Below are 17,058 nucleotides of genomic sequence, written 5' to 3'. Positions count from 1 at the left end.
TTTACACGGAAACATAGCCTGAGTTTTTGAAGTAGTTGGTGCACTCCTCCTGGGAGAAGAGATCGAGGAGTTCACCAACCTTCCGCCAGGTTGCCTCCACGTCACGAGGTTCTGCGGATCGCATGAGGTGTTTGAGTTTGGCGAAGACCTGCTCGATCGGGTTGAGGTCAGGGCTGTAGGGCGGCAAGAAGATAAGGTGGGCTCCTCTGGCGCGGATAGCTTGGCGAGCCGCTTTGCCCTTGTGGCTGCCAAGATTGTCGAGAACGACGATCTCGTCCGGTGCGAGGGTGGGTGCCAACACCTTCTCGACGTACAGCGTGAAGAGTTCACCATTGATGGGACCATCAATCACCCAAGGCGCACTGATCCGATCATGACGCAGCGCCGCGATGAAGGTCATGGTCTTCCAATGGCCGAAAGGTGCAGATGCTTGGAGGCGCTGCCCACAAGGCCCCCAGCCGCGTAGCGGCGCCATATTGGTCTTGATCCACGTCTCGTCGATGAAAACCAACCGCGTGACGTCAATCCTGCCTTGATGCGCTTTCCATCGGGTCCGCTTACGGGCGACGTCTGGGCGATCCTGCTCGGCTGGTAGAAGCGTTTTTTTTGAAGCTGAGCCCCTCGGCGTGAACAAAAGTCCACACCGCCCGCACGTCTGTCTTGATCCCCCGTGCAGCCAGCTCCTGCGTCAGCTTGCGCAAGGTGAATGGCCCCGAGCGAATGCGTTTGCGCAGCCAGTCGGCGTTGGCATCCGACAGAACCCGCTTCTTGTGGCCGCCGATCTGGCCGGGCGCCAGGCCTCCGGTATCACGCCTTAGGTTCTTCCACTTCGTCACGCACGAGGGGCTGATCTGTAGCGCCTCTGCGATCGAACGAACCGTCTCGCCCGCGTCAGCGCGAGCCAAGGCGCGTTCACGGATGTCTTCCGAATAGGGGCGCGTCATCCATGCTGGCCTCCGCACTCCAGCATGGAGCTTGAATCAGAAATCGCCCGCTCTGGGAACCCCGATTCCAGTCAAAAACATCACGCTCTAGGGCCGACTGATCCTTGCCGTCCTCGCGCTCGATGAAGGTTCCGGCACGGCCGAACGCGGTCGCATAGTCCGCCCCGTTCACCGTCACCTTCAACTTGGCGGGATCGACCGGCCCGGGGAGCTCGACCTTGAAGTCGAATTTGGCTCCGGCCAGGATCTCGGCACGATCGATCGGATAGATCGTCTGCGCCGACAATGACGATGCCCAACAGAGGACGATGAAAGAGGCGAGTGCCGATCCCCTGACCATGCTCGATGCTCCGCAATCCGGTTTCCGACAGGAACGGCAAGCGTAGCGTTCGAGAATGACACCGTCATTAAATTCGCTGGACCCGGATCGAGCGAAGCGCAATCCGGGCGCGCGGAAGGCTCAGCCCTTGTCGCTCTCCAGGCGGAAGATCTGCGAGCCTTCGCTGCCCGAGAGCAGGCCGGTGTCGCTGTAGAGCTTCAGCTTGGTGCGGGTGTCGGCGATGTCGAGGTTGCGCATGGTGAGCTGCCCGATGCGGTCGGCCGGCGTGAAGGCGGCGTCCTCCACCTTCTCCATGCTGAGCCGCTCCGGCGCATAGGTGAGGTTGGGGCTCTCGGTGTTGAGAATCGAATAGTCGTTGCCGCGGCGCAGCTCGAGCGTGACCTCGCCGGTGACCGCGCGCGCGACCCAGCGCTGCGCGGTCTCGCGCAGCATCAGGGCCTGCGAGTCGAACCAGCGGCCCTGATAGAGCAGCCGGCCAAGGCGCATGCCGCTGATGCGGTACTGCTCGATAGTGTCCTCGTTGTGGATGCCGGTGACGAGGCGCTCGTAGGCGACGTGCAACAGCGCCATGCCCGGCGCCTCGTAGATGCCGCGGCTCTTGGCCTCGATGATGCGGTTCTCGATCTGGTCGCTCATGCCGAGGCCGTGGCGGCCGCCGATCGCGTTGGCTTCGAGGAACAGTGCGACGGGATCGGAGAAGGTCTGGCCGTTCAGCGCGGTGGGCTGGCCTTCCTCGAAACGCACCACGACCTTCTCGGCCTTGACGTTACAGTCGTCGCGCCAGAACGGCACGCCCATGATGGGGTTGACGATCTTGATGCCGCTGTCGAGGCTCTCGAGATCCTTGGCCTCGTGCGTGGCGCCGAGCAGGTTGCTGTCGGTCGAGTACGCCTTCTCGGCGCTCATCTTGTAGGCAAAGCCCTGCGCGGTCATGAACGCCGACATCTCGGCGCGGCCGCCGAGCTCGTCGATGAACTGCTGGTCGAGCCAGGGCTTGTAGATCTTCAGGCCGGGATTGGTGAGCAGGCCGTAGCGGTAGAAGCGCTCGATGTCGTTGCCCTTGAAGGTCGAACCGTCGCCCCAGATGTTGACGCCGTCCTCCTTCATCGCCGCGACCAGCATCGTGCCGGTGACGGCGCGGCCCAGAGGCGTGGTGTTGAAATAGGTGATGCCGCCGGTCGAGATGTGGAAGGCGCCGGACTGGATCGCGGCGATGCCTTCGTGCACCAGCTGCGTGCGGCAATCGACCAGCCGCGCCTTCTCGGCGCCGAACTCCATCGCCTTGCGCGGGATCTCGTTGTAGTCGGCTTCATCCGGCTGGCCGAGATTGGCGGTGTAGGCGTAGCAGCGCGCGCCCTTCTGCTTCATCCAGAGCAGCGCCGCGCTGGTGTCGAGGCCGCCCGAAAACGCGATGCCGACTTTCTCGCCCTTGGGCAGGCTCTTCAGGATCGTGGTCATGGGGCTTCCAATCGGGTCTCAAGGGCTGATGAAGGTGCGAACTTGACCGCGCGAATATCAAATTTCGCAGGGCTCGGCACCCCTTTAATGGCCTAAACCGACGGCTCGGGACCGGTCTTGCGGCCGAACAGGCGCTGGCGGAGCCGGTAGCCGGGCATGCTCAGCCGGGTCAGGGCGGCATCGACCGCCTCGTCCGAAAACCGCGTCCGCGGCCAGCGGTAAATCAGCGCGTAGGCGAACCAGATCACGACGAAGGTGACGAGGCCGGCGATGGAAACGTCGGTGAAGAAGTGGCCCCCGAAGGCCATGCGCAGCCCGCTGGTCAAGGCGCCGAACACCACGGCGGCGGCATAGGCGAGCGGGCGCCACGGCGGCGGCGCCAGCGCGGCCGGCGCGAGCGTCCAGAACGCGGTCGCACCCTCGCCCGAGAAGAACGAGCAGTTGCGCGCGCAGCCGCCGCGCGGATCCCACCACGGCACGAATTGCTGGTCGCCGGCAAACTCGGTCACCACCACCGGGCGTGGCCGGCCCCAATAGGTCTTGAAGGTGAGATTGGTGAGGATGCCGGCCGACAGGATGATCGTGACCAGCAGGAACACCATCGCGCGGCCCGACACTATCAGCGGCCGGTCCGGCCGGATCATCTTGACCACGAGTGCGACCAGCGATGGCAGCACGAATGCCCAGGCGACCCACATCGCAGCGTCACGTGCGAAACTGGCCCAGCCGTTCAGCTTGAGCGGAAACGTCCTGGTCTCGGGATCGAAGAACAGCGCAGCGAGCTTGAGATCGAGCTCGGGATAGAGGCCGAAGACGACGCCGATCACGAGCCACAGCGCCAGGGCGATGAAGAGTCCAGTCCGGTTCATGGCGCGCGGTTTAGCGGAGTGGGGCGGAGATGAAAACCCCAACGGAGGTGCCCATCCTCCCCTGGAGGGGGAGGATCGGTTCGAATGTAGCGAAGCGAAATGCGAACCGAGGTGGGGTGAAACCACGCGCACCGCTATCGCGGATAGTCTGTCACCCCACCCCGCTCGCGCTATGCGCGATCGACCCTCCCCCTCCAGGGGAGGGTAAGAAAGCATCACCGCGCATCCGGCCGCGACTGTGACGGCAGCGGCGGAGGCGGCTTGCGCGCGGGCGGCGGATCGCGCCAGGCGCCGGCATTTCGGCCGGCGATCAGCCAGTAGACCACGCCGGCAGCGATGCCGGCGCCGGTCATGATCTCCAGGTGACGGCGCACGATGCCCTCGAACTGGAACGTGTCGGGATGAAAGGGAACGAGGCCGAGATAGCAGGCGAGCCCCACGACGCCGCCGCCGACGGCGTAGGCGAGCGCGCTGCGGATGTAGAGCGCTTCGGTGATCGCGACGATCACCGCCGCCGGCACCAGCGCAAAGCCGGAGACGAAAATGAAGCCGAAGCCGAGCAGGATGTCGATCGTGCCCTGATCGACGGGACCGGCGCCGAGATCGGCGAATTCCGGAAACAGCAGCGCGACGACGACGATCATGCCGCCGACGAAGCAGGCGGCGAGGAAGCCGATGAAGATGACGACGAGGCGGCCGATCAGGGACATGATGCAAGCAAATTGGTGACCGGCAGCGTCACCAGGCCCCTGGTCGTCATGCCCGGGCTTGACCCGGGCATCCACGACTTTCTCTCTTGCGGCTCGGCGTGGATGGCCGGGTCAAGCCCGGCCACGACGCGCGTGGAGACAGTCGCCATTCTCAATCCGTCATCGCCATGGCGCGGAGCGCCTGACGTTCGCGTGCGCTGAGCTTTTCGGTCTCCGACTTGAGCTGGCCGCAGGCGGCAAGGATGTCGCGGCCGCGCGGGGTGCGCACCGGCGAGGAATAGCCGGCGTTGAAGATGTATTCGGAGAACTTCTCGATCTGGTCCCAGTCCGAGCATTCATAGGCGGTGCCGGGCCACGGATTGAACGGAATCAGATTGATCTTGGCCGGAATGCCCTTGAGCATCTTCACCAGCAGCTTGGCATCGTCGAGCGAATCGTTGACGCCCCTAAGCATCACATATTCGAAGGTGATGCGGCGTGCGTTCGAGGCGCCGGGATAGTCGCGGCAGGCCTGCAGCAGCTCCTTGATCGGATATTTGCGGTTCAGCGGCACCAGCTCGTTGCGCAGCTCGTCGCGCACCGCGTGCAGCGAAATCGCGAGCATGACGCCGATCTCCTCGCCTGCGCGCACGATGTTCGGCACCACGCCGGAGGTGGACAGCGTGATGCGGCGGCGGGAGATGCCGATGCCTTCATTGTCGCCGACGATGAGCAGCGCATCGCGCACCGCGTCAAAATTGTAGAGCGGCTCGCCCATGCCCATCATGACGATGTTGGTGACGCGGCGCGTGCCGTCCTCACGATCGGCCCAGTCGTTCAGGCGATCGCGCGCGACCATCACTTGGCCGACGATCTCGCCGGCGGTGAGATTACGCACCAGGCGCTGCGTGCCGGTGTGGCAGAAGGAACAGTTCAGCGTGCAGCCGACCTGCGAGGAGACGCAAAGCGTGCCGCGGTCGGTCTCGGGGATGTAGACGCACTCGACTTCATGCGCCTTTTGAACGGAATCGCCGCTCGGCAGCCGCAGCAGCCATTTGCGGGTGCCATCGTTGGAGATCTGCTCGGCCACGACTTCGGGCCGGTCGACCGTGAAGTGCTGGGCGAGATCGGCGCGGATGCCCTTGGAGATCGAGGTCATGTCGTCAAAACTCTGGGCACCCCGGAAATAGAGCCAGTGCCACAGCTGCTGCACGCGCATCTTGCGCTGGGCCGGAGCGACGCCGATCTCGCCGAGGCGGTCGGCAAGTTCGGTGCGCGACAGGCCGATCAGCGACGGTTTTGCCGGCGGCACATAGGTTTCGAGCGGAGTCTTCTCCACCAGGGTTGCGTTGTGCGGCTCGGTCGTGGGTTGCATCGAAAGGACCTGGGATTACTGCTGTTTGAATTCGTCATGCCCGGGCTTGACCCGGGCATCCACGTCTTTCGTCAATCGCGGTTGCGCGTGGATGGCCGGGTCAAGCCCGGCCATGACGACCGAAATTGTGGAACCGCCTCTATATAGCAACCGGAACTGCCGATTGCGACCGTGGCCGTTGCTTAGCCTTACCGCTTGCAGTCCTGGGCGATCTTGTCGAGCGCCTGGGCGAGGCCCTTCAGCGAGAAGGTGTCGGTCGTCTCCGTGCCCTTGGCCGAGACGCCCTTGACCACGAGGTCGGCGGATTTGCGCATGGCTTCGACCATCCGCTCCTCCTCGGCCGCGTTCTTGATCCAGAGGCCATCCCCCTGCGTGTACATCGCAAAAGAGGCGCCGCCGACCTCGACGGTCGATTCCGAGCCCGGCTTCAGCGCGTAGCCGATCATGACCGAGACTTCGTTGTTGACCTTCTCCGCCGGCCGGGTCGAGACGAACGCATAGGCGGGATCACGCGGCCGGTTCGGCGGATTGGTCTTCGACGATGAAGGCTTGGCCAGCGCGAAGCAGACCTTCTTGCCGTTGGGCGTCGCCGCATAGGCGCCCCAGGTGCCGAATTGCCCGATCAAGGTCGGCTCGGCGCCACCCGCAACTCCCGCGGGCGAGGCCGCCGGTTTGCTCTCGGGCTTCGAAGCCCCCTTTGCGGTCGTATGGGCCGGCGACGCAGCCGGCTTCGGTGTCGCCTCTTTTGGAGCAGACTCTTTTGGAACGGACTTGGGCGCCGGTTGCGCCGTCTGCGCCCGCGCGGAATCGGCGATTCCCCCGGCCATGACGCCAGTCATCAAAGCTAAAATCAGCACCCGCCACATGCTCGGAGTGGTTCCCTCAATATTGTGACTGGAAGATGGCCCGACCGCGCTTTGTCCCCGGGCAGGGATAGCCGGGAAAGTCCAATTTGGGAAGGCAGTTAGCGGTATCGGCTGCGGCTAGGCCCTGGATCGCGCGGCGCGTTGCTCGGCCCATTGCGCCTCGGTCCAGCCGAGCAAATCCTCGGCGCCGGAACTACGCAAATGCGCTCCACCGTCGATCACCACCATCTCGCCATTGATGTAGCCGGCACGGTCGGAGACCAGGAAGCTGGCGAGATCGGCAAGCTCACTATGCTCACCCGTGCGGCCGAGCGGGTTGCGCGAGGCCCAGCCTTCATCGCGGCCCTCGGGGCGGAGCTGACCGGACGCCCCGGCGGTCGGAAACGGACCGGGCGCGATCGCGACGGTGCGGATGCCCTTCGGGCCCCACTCCACCGCAAGGCTCTTGGTCATCGCCAGCAGGGCGGACTTCGCCATCGCCGACGGAACCGTGAAAGCGCGGCCGGTGATGGTGGAGGTCGAGAGAATCGAGAGCACGACGCCGCCATGCTTGCCCGCGATCCAGCGCCTGCCGGCGGCGAGCGTGCAATACATCGCGCCATGCAGCGTCGGCGCCAGGATCGCGTCCGCGGCGCGGAAGGAGAGATGCTCGCTCTGTGCGATGAAGGTCGCAGCGGCATTGTTGACGAGGATGTCGAGCGGCGCCTCTCGCCAGATCTGATCCATCATGCAGTCGACGGCCGCGCCGTCGCGAATATCGCAGCTGACCGTCGTGACCTTGCCGCCCGTCTGCTCGCGCATCTCGCGCGCCGTTGCTTCCAGCCGGTCGAGCTTGCGGCCGCAAATCACGAGTTCGGCGCCGAGCGCGAGGAAGCGACGTCCCATCGCCGCGCCGAGGCCCGAGCCGCCGCCGGTGACGAGGATGCGCTTGTTCTTGAGCAGGCCCGTTTCAAACATCGTTTGAATCCTCGCTGTTTCCACACACTCAGTCATTGCAAGCCACCGGGTCCGCGCGGCGCGCGGACCCGGTGGCTCGCAATGGCGAGGATAGGCCGAACATTGCGTCCAGCAAAGAATCCGCATTGTCGGGCCGCACTAAATCCGGCAGAAACGGGCCAACTATAATTCCACTCGAAACGCCTCAGGTGCTGCCATGAAAGCCATCCTCTGCTCGCAATATTGCCAGCCCGACGATCTCGTTCTGGCCGAGGTGCCGGATCCGGTGGCGGGTCCCGGCGAAGCCGTGATCGCGATCAAGGCGGCGGCGCTGAACTTCTTCGACATCCTGATGATTCAGGGCAAGTACCAGATCAAGCCGCCGTTCCCGTTCTCGCCGGCGGCGGAAGTCGCCGGCGTGATCGAGAGCATCGGACGCGGGCGTGACCGATCTGAAAGTCGGCGACCGTGTCGTCGCCTCCTGCGGCCACAACGGCGCGCGCGAGAAGATCGCGCTGCCTGCGGCATCGATCGTGAAGATCCCCGACAATCTCGACTACGACCGCGCGGCCGGCATCATCATCATCTACGGCACCGCGCTGCATGCGCTGGAGGACCGCGCGAGCCCGAAGCCCGGCGAGACGCTCGCGGTGCTTGGCGCTGCCGGCGGCACCGGCCTCGCCGCCTGCGAGCTCGGCAAGCTGATGGGGCTGAAGGTGATCGCCTGCGCCTCGTCGGACGAGAAGCTCGAATTCGCGAAAGCGCATGGCGCCGAGCTGACGCTGAACTACGCCAAGGAGGATCTGAAGGAAGGCCTGCGCAAGCTCACTGGCGGCAAGGGCGTCGACATCATCTTCGATCCGGTTGGTGGCGCTTACGCCGAGCAGGCGCTGCGCTCGATCGCCTGGGAGGGCCGCTTCCTCGTCATCGGCTTTGCCGCCGGCGACATTCCAAAAATGCCGCTGAACCTCGCGCTGCTGAAAGGCTGCGACATCCGCGGCGTGTTCTGGGGCGCCTGGACCCGGCTCAACCCGGCCAAGAACCGCGCCAATCTCGAGAAGCTCGTGAAGTGGACGGCGGAAGGCAAGATCTCATCGCATGTCGATCGCATTTTCCCGCTGGCCCAGACCGCGGACGCGCTGAAGGTGCTGGCGGGACGCCAGGCGATGGGGAAGGTGATTCTGCATCCGTGAGGATGTTGTGGCGGAAGCGCGTTTGTCGCGGCCTGCACGCCACACACTCACTGTCATCGCCCGCGAAGGCGGGCGATCCAGTACTCCGTGACGTCAGAGACTGAACCGAGAGGCCGCGGCGTACTGGATCCCCGCTTGCCGCCTACGCTAAAGCTTCGGCGCCCCTGGACCTCAACCCCGGCGAAGCCTTGGCGTAGCCGGGTCGCGGGGAATGACAGCGCGCTCGTGGTAAGGGCTCCTAAGCTTCCGCTTCTTCTTCCGCCTCCTCAACCCCGCGCTTCAGCGCGGCGCGGGCGGCCTCGCGATGCTCGTTCGTGATGTGGCTGGCGACCATGCGGATGGCAGTGGCGAGCACGGCAGCGTCATCGGCGAAGCCGAGGATCGGCATCACGTCCGTGACGAAGTCGAACGGCAGGATGAAGTAGGCGATCGCCCCGAGCAGCGAGGCCTGGACGTGGCGCGGCGTCTGCCGGTCGAACGCGCAGTAATAGGCGGCAAGCAGGTCTTCCGCGAACGGCAGGTGCGCGGCGACACGCTTCAGCTTGCGCCAGAAGCGGCGGCGCACGCTCTCGCGATCTTCCGCGAGCCGATCGGCCGGCTCGAAGCCGACGCTGTGCTCGGCAGCCATGCTCAAAAACTCCCCGTTCTGCCGGAGGCGGAGGTCGTCCCGGTCCCGGCTGATCACAAGATGGGGATGCGGCCGATCCCTGCAAGACGTCAGCCCGGTGTCAGCCTGCGATCGCGTTCATCGCCTTGGCCAGCGCGATGTCGCGCGTGGTGACGCCGCCGGCGTCGTGGGTCGACAGCACCACCTCCACCGTCTTGTAGACGTTGCGCCATTCGGGGTGGTGATCCATCTTCTCAGCCACCAGCGCGGCGCGGGTCATGAAGCCGAACGCCTCGTTGAAATCCCTGAAGACAAAGATCTTCCCGATGGCGTCGCGGCCCTGGACCTCACTCCAGCCCGGTAGTCCGCCCAGCGCCTGCCTGCACTCCTCCGCCGAGAGCCGTTCTGCCATGATCGTCTCCTTGCCTTTTTGGGGGAACTTTACTCTAACACCGCGCCGCTGCCCGGGTTCATACGGGATTTCCTGCGTCCGCTAACCATGACGGAGATGTAACCCCGCCGGACAAGGAAATTTGCTACAATTGCAACGGTAGATCGCCGGCCAAGATGAAACTGAGCCTGAAGCGCCTGTTTGGGAGATCGATGACCGGGGGATTGGACCTGGCCGAAGCGCCCCCTCCGCCTTCGCCGCGATCGGCGGCGCGGAAGACGGCGCTCGTGTCTCTGGCACTCGTGCTTGCGATCGTGGGCGCGCTCGCCGGCGGCTATTACTTCGCGATGCGTCCGGTGACGCTCAAGATCGCGGTCGGCCCTGCCAACAGCGATGACATCAGGGTCGTGCAGGCGCTGACGCAGGCCTTCACCCAGACCAAGGGTCAGGTAAGGCTGCGGCCGTTCCAGACCGACGGCGCCACGGCCAGCGCCGATGCGCTCGCGGAAGGCAAGGTCGATCTCGCCATCGTGCGCGGCGACGTCGACGTGCCCAAGAACGCGCAAGCGGTCGCGACCCTGCGCAAGAACGTGGTGGTGCTGTGGTCCGTGCCGGCCAAAGGCAAGAAACGGGGCCCGAAGATCACCAAGATCGCACAGCTCGCCGGCCATCGCGTCGGCGTGGTCGGCCGCACCCAGGCCAACGTCAATCTGCTCAAGGTGATCCTCCAGCAGTACCGCATCGATCCTGCCAAGGTCGAGATCGTGCAATTCCCGGCGAACGAAGCCGCCGAGGCGATCAAGGCGCAGAAGGCCGACGTCTATCTCGCGGCCGGCCCCGTCAACAGCAAGATCACGTCGGATGCGATCGCCGCCTCCACCAAGGATTTCGGCGCGCCCACCTTCCTCGCGATCGATTCGGCGGATGCGATTGCGCAAAACCATCCGGTCTACGAAGCGTCCGAGATCCCCGCCGGCACCTATGGTGGCTCGCCTGCTCGCCCGGAGGACGAGGTGAAGACCATCAGCTTTTCGCACCACATCGTGGCGCGGAAAGGCGTGGCCGAAACCACCATTGCGGCGTTCACGCGCCAGCTCTTCGCCGTGCGCCAGCAACTGGTCACGGAATTCCCGCTCGCGGCGAAGATCGAAACGCCTGATACCGACAAGGATGCGGTGATCCCGGTGCATCCGGGTGCGGCCGCCTTCGTCGACGGCGAGGAAAAGACCTTCCTCGACAAATACAGCGATTACATCTGGTGGAGCCTGATGGCGCTTTCCGCCATGGGCTCGATCGGCGCCTGGTTCGCCGGATACCTGAAGAAGGATGAGCGCGACAGCAACAATCACCAGCGCGAACGCCTGCTCGACATGATCGCCGCTGCGCGCAAATGCGAGACGACCGAAGAGCTCGACCAGATGCAGACCGAGGCTGACGACATCCTGCGCGATACGCTGCGCTGCTACGATCACGGCGCGATCGAGGAAGGCGCGCTCACCGCCTTCAACATCGCACTCGACCAGTTCCACTCTGCGGTCGCCGACCGCAAGGCATTGCTGATGAGCCTGCCGCAGAACCTGCAGCGCGCCGGCGCGCAGTTCAGGGCCGCCGGCAACGCGTAGGCGCTGCCTGCGTAATGGCTGCGTCACATTGTCTCGATATAGCTCCCACTGTCATTCCGGGATGGTCCGAAGGACCAGACGACAGGTGCGCAACTGCGCACCGGGGAATCTCGAGATTCCGGATTCGCGCTTCGCGCGCTCCGGAATGACAGCGCGAGATGCGCGCAACACAGCGAGCCATCCTTCATGAACATCAAATTCTCCCGCCGCCGCTTCCTCGCCACCAGCGCCGGTGCGCTCGGCACGATGGCAATGCCGTATCTCTCGCGCGCGGCCGATCGTCCGGCGGTCACTCATGGCGTGCAGTCTGGCGACGTCACGGTCGATGGCGGTGTGGTGTGGGCGCGTACCGACCGGCCGGCACAGATGCTGGTCGAGGTGGCGACGACTGATACGTTCAGGGATGCCCGTGCGCTGCCGCCGATCGCGGCTCTCCCCGAGAGCGACTTCACGGCAAAAATGCTGCTGGAGAATTTGCCGGGCGGCCAGGACATCTTTTACCGCGTCCGCTTCCGCGATCTCTCGCACAGCGCGGTCGAGGGCGAGCCGGTGGTCGGCCGCTTCCGCACCGCGCCGGCCGACCGCCGCGACGTCAGCTTCGTCTGGGGTGGCGACGTCGCCGGCCAGGGCTGGGGCATCAATCCCGATGACGGCGGCATGTTCACCTTTTCGGCGATGCGCAAGCACCGGCCGGATTTCTTCCTGCATTCCGGCGACACGGTCTATGCCGACGGTCCCATCCAGTCCGAGGTGAAGCTCGCCGATGGCAAGGTCTGGAAGAACGTCACGATCCCGGAGAAGGCCAAGGTCGCGGAGACGCTGGACGAGTACCGCGCCGCGCACAAATACAATCTCACCGACGAGAACCTCCGAGCCTTCAATGCCGAAGTGCCGATCTTCGTGCAGTGGGACGACCACGAGGTGACCAACAACTGGTCGCTGTCGAAGGAGCTGCCGGCCGCCTACAAGGTGCGGGACATCCCGCTGCTCGCGGCCCGCGCGGGGCGCGCCTTCCACGAGATGTATCCGATGCGGGACAGCATCGTGGAGCCCGGCCGGGTCTATCGCCATATCGCCTACGGACCGCATCTCGACGTGTTCGTGCTCGACGAGCGCAGCTATCGCGGCCCGAACGGGCCCAATCTCGAGACCGCTTACGGCCCCGCCAGCTACTTCCTCGGGCCGGACCAGATCGCCTGGCTCAAGCGCGGTCTCTTGAATTCGCGCGCGACATGGAAGGTGATCGCGTCAGACATGCCGATCAGCCTGATTGTCTCGGACACGCCGAAGGGTGGCTCGGAGGCCATTGCACAGGGCGACGGTCCGGCGCGTGGTCGCGAGCTCGAGATCGCCGACATCCTCCGCTTCATCAAGATGGCGCCGATCACCAACACGGTGTGGCTGACCGCGGACGTGCACTACGCCGCCGCGCATTACTACGATCCGAACAAGGCGCAATTCCAGGAGTTCGAGCCGTTCTGGGAATTCGTGTCGGGTCCGCTGCACGCCGGTACGTTCGGTCCGAACGCGCTCGACAACACCTTTGGCCCCGAGGTCCGCTTCGTCAAGGCACCGGGCAAGGAGAGCCAGAACCTGCCGCCGTCAGCGGGCATGCAGTTCTTCGGTCACGTCAAGATCGACGGCGCCTCGGGTCAAATGACGGTGACCCTGCGCGACCGCGCCGACGTGGCGCTGTGGTCGACCACGCTCGATCCGAAGCAAAGCTGATCGCTAAAGCATGATCCGGAAAAGTGCGGAGCGGTTTTCCGAAAAGATCATGCTTAAACAACAACCTAAAGCGCGATGACGATTCATCCTAATCGCATCGCGCTTTAGCCCACGGCGCGTAGCTTGAGCGCCGCTTCCAACGCATCGCTCGAACACGGTTTCTGCAACCGCGGCCGGCCCGCCAATTCGGGCGGAATGCGCGCCTCGGCGCCATAGCCGGTAACGAAAACGAACGGAACCTTCAGCGCGGTCAGCCGCTCGGCGATCGCAAAGCTGGTCTCGCGGATCAGCTCGACATCGAGCAGCGCGAAGTCGGGCGTGCGCTTCGCAATGGCGTCCAGCGCCTGCTTCACCGAACCGACGGTCCGCACGCCGGTCACGCCAAATCCGAGCAGACGGTCCTCGAAATCGATTGCGATGATCGGATCGTCCTCGACGATCAGAACATCGGCCGGCCAGCCTGAGCCGTTGGAAAGTGCGGGTGCCATGATCGCGTCTTGCGCTGGGGGTTTTAGGATCAGGACTGCCGCGACACGATGCCTGGCGCGTAGCGCATCGGGGGGGTTCCCGGAACGAAACTCACCACATCATCGTTGTTCAGTCTGTCCACTTGTGCACACAGGGGAGGCGCGGAACTCGCTAAGGTGGGAGGAAGGACGGGAGTTTCACGATGGATGCGCGTATCGGCAAGGTCACCGAGGTCGAAAGCCGGCCGGCCAACAATCTGCTGCGGCGTTTGAGCCAGGCCGACTACGGCCTGCTTGCGCCGCACGTGACTGTCGAAGACTCCGCAGCGGGCCAATTGCTCTACAATCCCGGCGATGACGTGCAGGTCGTTCACTTCCCCTGCGGGCCATCGCTCGCGACCTTCCTCGTCCCCAACGAGGACGGCCGCGACGTCGAAACCATTCTGGTCGGCCGCGAAGGCGCGGTGGGCGGCATCGTCAGCGAGGGATTCCTGCCGGCCTATACCCGGATCTGCGTGAAATTCGGCGGACCGTTTGCGCGCGTTCACGTTGCCAAGCTGGAAGCGGCCAAGCTGCGCTCGGCGTCGCTGCGCAACATCTTTGCGCGCTATGCCGATTGCATGCTGGCCCAGATCTTCCAGTCGACCGCCTGCAACGCGATCCATTCGATCGAACAGCGGACCGCCAAATGGATTTTGGCGGCGATGGAGCGGACCGGCGACGAGACCAGTGTGCCGCTGACCCACGAACAGCTCGCGACGCTGCTCGGGGTCGGGCGCAGCTATGCCAGCCGCGTGCTTCAGTCGTTTAAGGCGGAGCGGATTCTCGACACAAGGCGTGGTTCGATCCTGGTTCTCAGCCGCGATGGCCTGAAGTTGCGCGCCTGCCTGTGCAACGATGCCGTGAAGATGCATTTCGAGGAGGTGCTGCGCGGCGTCTATCCAACCGAGGAGCGGGAGGCCGGGTAGAAGCGCAGTCTGCTGCTCTTCCTTCCCTTGCGGGAGAAGGTGGCGCGAAGCGCCGGATGAGGGGTTCTCTCCACGAGTTCGTCTGCCGAGAAAGACCCCTCACCCCAGTGAGCCTGTGTCGCGCACGTCTGAACGTGATCGTGCTATGCTCTTCCGCATGGGCGGGGCTTTCCTTCACACTCTGTTCGATATCACGGCGTGGCTGGCGGCCGCAGCGGCTGTCTACTGGCTGGCGCGACAGGGCTTGCGGTTTCCGGCGCAATCCTTCGAGCTGCCCTATATCGCCGCGCTGGCGTTCGGCGCCGGCCTCGGCGCCTATCTGTTCGGGTCGGCCAATCTGTGGCTGTCCGGGCAGAGCGGCATCGCGCGCTCGGTCGAGGGCGCGCTGGCCGGCGGCATCGTGGCGATCGAGCTTTACAAATGGTCCGCAGGAATCGCGGTGCGAACCGGCGCCCGGTTTGCGCTGCCGCTGGCGCTCGGCATCGCGATCGGCCGCCTCGGATGCTACTTCGCGGGCCTAGACGACTTCACCTACGGCACGCCGACGGCGCTGCCTTTCGGCCATGATTTCGGCGACGGCGTCCTTCGCCAACCCGTCCAGCTCTACGAGAGCGCCGCCATGGCCGTCTTCGCGATTGTCTATGTGCTGGCGGTCTTGAACCGAAACGCCTTCACCATCACCAATGGTTTCTACCTGGTTCTCGCCTATTATGGAGCGCAGCGCTTCCTATGGGAATTCCTCAAGCCCTACGGCACGCTGATCGGTCCTTTCACGCTGTTTCACCTGCTGTCGCTGTCCATCCTGCTCTACGCCGCATTCATGCTGGCGACGGCGGCCAAAGCGAGATCCCTGCATGAACGCGCCGTTGCGTAAGTCGCGTCCCTACATCTTCTGGGGCCAGACCCAGTCCCTTTGCGAGACCTGCCTGAAGCTGGTGCCGACCAAGACGCGTTCAGTCGACGCTGGTGTCGACGGACGCTGCCTATTGGCGACTGTGCAAGGATTTCATCAAGCCGGGCGACCGGCCGCTGCAATTCCAGCACCGCACGGAATTCGGCTGCCCCTATGATTGCGGCCTCTGTCCCGACCACGAGCAGCATTCCTGCCTGGCGCTGATCGAGATCACCGAGCACTGCAACCTCACCTGCCCGGTCTGCTTCGCCGAATCCTCGCCGGCACGAACGAAATTCACCCCGCTCGCGACGGTCGAGAGGATGCTCGACGCGCTGGTGGCGAGCGAAGGCGAGCCGGATCTGGTGCAGATATCCGGCGGCGAGCCGACATTGCATCCCGATTTCTTCGAGATCCTGGACGCGGTGCGCGCCCGCCCGATCCGCCACGTCATGATCAACACCAACGGCCTGCGCATCGCCCGCGAGAAGGACTTCGTGGCACGGCTCGCCGAGAACAAACGGGGGCTGGAGGTCTATCTCCAGTTCGATTCGCTTCAGCGCGATGCGCTGATCGATCTGCGCGGCGCGGATTTGCGAAAAATCCGCCAGCAGGCGCTGGAAAATCTCGAGCATTATGGCGTGTCGACCACGCTGGTCGCGACCATCAAGCGCGGCGTCAACGACGCCGAGATCGGCGACATCGTGCGCCACGCGCTGACCTGGAAATGCGTGCGCGGCGTCACGCTGCAGCCGGTGCAGGACGCCGGGCGCAACGAGAATTTCGACAAGACCACCGACCGCATCATGCTGTCGGAGATTCGCACGCGCGTCGTCGAGACCGGCGTGTTCGGCGACAAGGACATGATCCCGCTGCCCTGCAACCCTGAAAGCATCTCGATCGGCTACGGTCTGCGCAACGGCGAGAAAGTGCTGCCGCTGACCTCGCTGCTACAGCAGGAGCAGCTCGTTGCGGTGATGCCCAACACCATCAGCCCGGAAAAATACCCGATGCTGCGGGAGAAATTCCAGGAGAAGTTCCTGGACCTGTTCTCGCTGTCGTCGGGGCCGCTGAACACGAGCGAGCGGGTCTGCGAATTGCTCTGCTGCCTGCCGAGCTTCGAGGTGCCGCAGGGCCTCACTTACGAGAATGTCTTCCGCGTCACCATCGTGCAGTTTCTCGACCGCTTCAATTTCTGCGTCGGCAACGTCAAGCGCTCCTGCATCCATTTCGTGACGGAGCAGGGCGCGATCATTCCGTTCGACACCTACAACCTGTTCTATCGGAACGGAAAGATCGACGGTATCCGCGCCAGCTTGGCCGCTCAGGCGAGCGAAGGAGCCTTGCAGGCATGAGCATCAGCGACACACCGCCGCCCGCGCCTCCCGTTCCGCCTCCGCCGACGCAAAAACGCAGCGGCTGCCTGACCGCGCTCATGGCGATCTTCGGGATCATCCTGCTGCTGCCGGGTGTCTGTGCGCTGCTGTTCGGCGGAATGTCGGTGTTCGAGGATGGCAGCATCGCCTCCGACATCGCGCCTTTGGTGTTCCTGGGCCTGGTCGTGGGCATCGGCGGGGTCGCCCTGATCTGGGCGGCCATCAAGGGACGGCGCGGTCAAGTCCGTCCAGGCGCCTAAGCCCCGGAGATTCCCTGACAAAATTCAGTCAACCAACGGTCAAAGAACACATTGTTTTTTGGCCGTTTTTGCATATA

The 17,058-nt window shown here is 64.4% G+C and carries 16 protein-coding genes and 2 pseudogenes; 7 read left to right on the top strand and 11 right to left on the bottom strand.

Going from position 1 to position 17,058, the window contains the following annotated elements; all coding sequences use genetic code 11:
- Position 1 precedes the first annotated feature (1 nt).
- The 8 genes from ABIF91_RS15445 to ABIF91_RS15410 all read right to left on the bottom strand — a co-directional run bounded on the left by ABIF91_RS15445 (position 2) and on the right by ABIF91_RS15410 (position 7,498).
- Positions 2-944 (bottom strand): IS630 family transposase gene (locus ABIF91_RS15445; RefSeq protein ID WP_424579229.1). Its coding sequence is split into 2 segments (ribosomal slippage): positions 2-607 and positions 609-944, totalling 942 coding nucleotides; the frame shifts between segments, so codons are not numbered across the junction.
- Positions 913-1,230 carry a hypothetical protein gene (locus ABIF91_RS15440; protein ID WP_035718123.1) on the bottom strand — a complete coding sequence of 106 codons (318 nt, stop codon included), beginning with the start codon at positions 1,228-1,230 and terminating at the stop codon, positions 913-915. Before ABIF91_RS15440 ends, ABIF91_RS15445 begins: the two co-directional genes overlap by 32 nt.
- A 174-nt stretch (positions 1,231-1,404) precedes the next feature.
- Entirely contained in the window at positions 1,405-2,742 is a 1,338-nt protein-coding gene (gene argG, locus ABIF91_RS15435; protein WP_028179997.1) for an argininosuccinate synthase, read from the bottom strand.
- Between the two features lie 92 nt (positions 2,743-2,834).
- Positions 2,835-3,611, bottom strand: a complete 777-nt coding sequence (locus ABIF91_RS15430; RefSeq protein ID WP_028179998.1) for a phosphatase PAP2 family protein — start codon at positions 3,609-3,611, stop codon at positions 2,835-2,837.
- Positions 3,612-3,826: 215 nt separating this feature from the next.
- Positions 3,827-4,321 (bottom strand): hypothetical protein, encoded by a 495-nt coding sequence (locus tag ABIF91_RS15425; RefSeq protein WP_028179999.1) that lies wholly within the window; start codon positions 4,319-4,321, stop codon positions 3,827-3,829.
- Positions 4,322-4,472: 151 nt separating this feature from the next.
- Positions 4,473-5,675 carry a 23S rRNA (adenine(2503)-C(2))-methyltransferase RlmN gene (rlmN, locus tag ABIF91_RS15420; RefSeq protein ID WP_028180000.1) on the bottom strand — a complete coding sequence of 401 codons (1,203 nt, stop codon included), beginning with the start codon at positions 5,673-5,675 and terminating at the stop codon, positions 4,473-4,475.
- A 188-nt stretch (positions 5,676-5,863) separates the two neighbouring features.
- Positions 5,864-6,541: an invasion associated locus B family protein gene (locus ABIF91_RS15415; protein ID WP_028180001.1), complete on the bottom strand. Its 678-nt coding sequence runs from the start codon at positions 6,539-6,541 to the stop codon at positions 5,864-5,866.
- 117 nt (positions 6,542-6,658) lie between these two features.
- Positions 6,659-7,498 (bottom strand): SDR family oxidoreductase, encoded by an 840-nt coding sequence (locus tag ABIF91_RS15410; protein ID WP_035671628.1) that lies wholly within the window; start codon positions 7,496-7,498, stop codon positions 6,659-6,661.
- A 196-nt stretch (positions 7,499-7,694) separates the two neighbouring features.
- Here ABIF91_RS15410 and ABIF91_RS15405 point away from each other — a divergent pair.
- Positions 7,695-8,670 (top strand): annotated as a pseudogene (locus ABIF91_RS15405) (NADPH:quinone oxidoreductase family protein).
- 238 nt (positions 8,671-8,908) lie between these two features.
- On the opposite strand, the gene ABIF91_RS15400 reads toward ABIF91_RS15405, so the two are convergent.
- Both ABIF91_RS15400 and ABIF91_RS15395 read right to left on the bottom strand, forming a co-directional pair.
- Positions 8,909-9,298 (bottom strand): YkvA family protein, encoded by a 390-nt coding sequence (locus tag ABIF91_RS15400; RefSeq protein ID WP_035671635.1) that lies wholly within the window; start codon positions 9,296-9,298, stop codon positions 8,909-8,911.
- A 100-nt stretch (positions 9,299-9,398) separates the two neighbouring features.
- Complete coding sequence (locus ABIF91_RS15395; protein WP_028180005.1) at positions 9,399-9,689, bottom strand: 4a-hydroxytetrahydrobiopterin dehydratase; 291 nt, start codon at positions 9,687-9,689, stop codon at positions 9,399-9,401.
- Positions 9,690-9,844: 155 nt separating this feature from the next.
- On the opposite strand from ABIF91_RS15395, the gene ABIF91_RS15390 reads away from it, so the two are divergent.
- Complete coding sequence (locus ABIF91_RS15390) at positions 9,845-11,290, top strand: TAXI family TRAP transporter solute-binding subunit (protein ID WP_028180006.1); 1,446 nt, start codon at positions 9,845-9,847, stop codon at positions 11,288-11,290.
- A gap of 186 nt (positions 11,291-11,476) precedes the next feature.
- A complete protein-coding gene (locus ABIF91_RS15385) occupies positions 11,477-13,018 on the top strand; it encodes an alkaline phosphatase D family protein (RefSeq protein WP_028180007.1) in 1,542 nt (513 codons plus the stop codon).
- Positions 13,019-13,122: 104 nt separating this feature from the next.
- On the opposite strand, the gene ABIF91_RS15380 is transcribed toward ABIF91_RS15385, so the two are convergent.
- Positions 13,123-13,506 carry a response regulator gene (locus tag ABIF91_RS15380; RefSeq protein WP_028180008.1) on the bottom strand — a complete coding sequence of 128 codons (384 nt, stop codon included), beginning with the start codon at positions 13,504-13,506 and terminating at the stop codon, positions 13,123-13,125.
- 182 nt (positions 13,507-13,688) lie between these two features.
- Here ABIF91_RS15380 and ABIF91_RS15375 point away from each other — a divergent pair, with 182 nt between their 5' ends.
- The 4 genes and pseudogenes from ABIF91_RS15375 (at position 13,689) to ABIF91_RS15360 (ending at position 16,981) form a co-directional block, all read left to right on the top strand.
- Complete coding sequence (locus tag ABIF91_RS15375; protein WP_028180009.1) at positions 13,689-14,453, top strand: Crp/Fnr family transcriptional regulator; 765 nt, start codon at positions 13,689-13,691, stop codon at positions 14,451-14,453.
- Between the two features lie 157 nt (positions 14,454-14,610).
- Entirely contained in the window at positions 14,611-15,327 is a 717-nt protein-coding gene (locus tag ABIF91_RS15370) for a prolipoprotein diacylglyceryl transferase family protein (protein ID WP_028180010.1), read from the top strand.
- Positions 15,308-16,700: pseudogene (locus tag ABIF91_RS15365) on the top strand (radical SAM protein). Before ABIF91_RS15370 ends, ABIF91_RS15365 begins: the two are co-directional and overlap by 20 nt.
- On the top strand, positions 16,697-16,981 hold the full coding sequence (locus tag ABIF91_RS15360) for a hypothetical protein (RefSeq protein ID WP_028180012.1): 285 nt from the start codon (positions 16,697-16,699) through the stop codon (positions 16,979-16,981). The pseudogene ABIF91_RS15365 and the gene ABIF91_RS15360 overlap by 4 nt, the downstream one beginning before the upstream one ends.
- Positions 16,982-17,058: the final 77 nt, after the last annotated feature.

Origin of the sequence: Bradyrhizobium sp. USDA 241, from assembly GCF_049739505.1 — a bacterium.
Taxonomy (GTDB): Bacteria; Pseudomonadota; Alphaproteobacteria; order Rhizobiales; family Xanthobacteraceae; genus Bradyrhizobium; species Bradyrhizobium liaoningense.
The sequence above is the reverse complement of the archived record's forward strand: the minus strand, read 5'-3'. Positions and strand labels throughout refer to the sequence as shown.

Coding starts and splice junctions, on each gene's coding strand:
- argG (WP_028179997.1), bottom strand. CDS start 2,742: ATGACCACGATCCTGAAGAGCCTGCCCAAGGGCGAGAAAGTCGGCATC.
- ABIF91_RS15430 (WP_028179998.1), bottom strand. CDS start 3,611: ATGAACCGGACTGGACTCTTCATCGCCCTGGCGCTGTGGCTCGTGATC.
- ABIF91_RS15425 (WP_028179999.1), bottom strand. CDS start 4,321: ATGTCCCTGATCGGCCGCCTCGTCGTCATCTTCATCGGCTTCCTCGCC.
- rlmN (WP_028180000.1), bottom strand. CDS start 5,675: ATGCAACCCACGACCGAGCCGCACAACGCAACCCTGGTGGAGAAGACT.
- ABIF91_RS15415 (WP_028180001.1), bottom strand. CDS start 6,541: ATGTGGCGGGTGCTGATTTTAGCTTTGATGACTGGCGTCATGGCCGGG.
- ABIF91_RS15410 (WP_035671628.1), bottom strand. CDS start 7,498: ATGTTTGAAACGGGCCTGCTCAAGAACAAGCGCATCCTCGTCACCGGC.
- ABIF91_RS15400 (WP_035671635.1), bottom strand. CDS start 9,298: ATGGCTGCCGAGCACAGCGTCGGCTTCGAGCCGGCCGATCGGCTCGCG.
- ABIF91_RS15395 (WP_028180005.1), bottom strand. CDS start 9,689: ATGGCAGAACGGCTCTCGGCGGAGGAGTGCAGGCAGGCGCTGGGCGGA.
- ABIF91_RS15390 (WP_028180006.1), top strand. CDS start 9,845: ATGAAACTGAGCCTGAAGCGCCTGTTTGGGAGATCGATGACCGGGGGA.
- ABIF91_RS15385 (WP_028180007.1), top strand. CDS start 11,477: ATGAACATCAAATTCTCCCGCCGCCGCTTCCTCGCCACCAGCGCCGGT.
- ABIF91_RS15380 (WP_028180008.1), bottom strand. CDS start 13,506: ATGGCACCCGCACTTTCCAACGGCTCAGGCTGGCCGGCCGATGTTCTG.
- ABIF91_RS15375 (WP_028180009.1), top strand. CDS start 13,689: ATGGATGCGCGTATCGGCAAGGTCACCGAGGTCGAAAGCCGGCCGGCC.
- ABIF91_RS15370 (WP_028180010.1), top strand. CDS start 14,611: ATGGGCGGGGCTTTCCTTCACACTCTGTTCGATATCACGGCGTGGCTG.
- ABIF91_RS15360 (WP_028180012.1), top strand. CDS start 16,697: ATGAGCATCAGCGACACACCGCCGCCCGCGCCTCCCGTTCCGCCTCCG.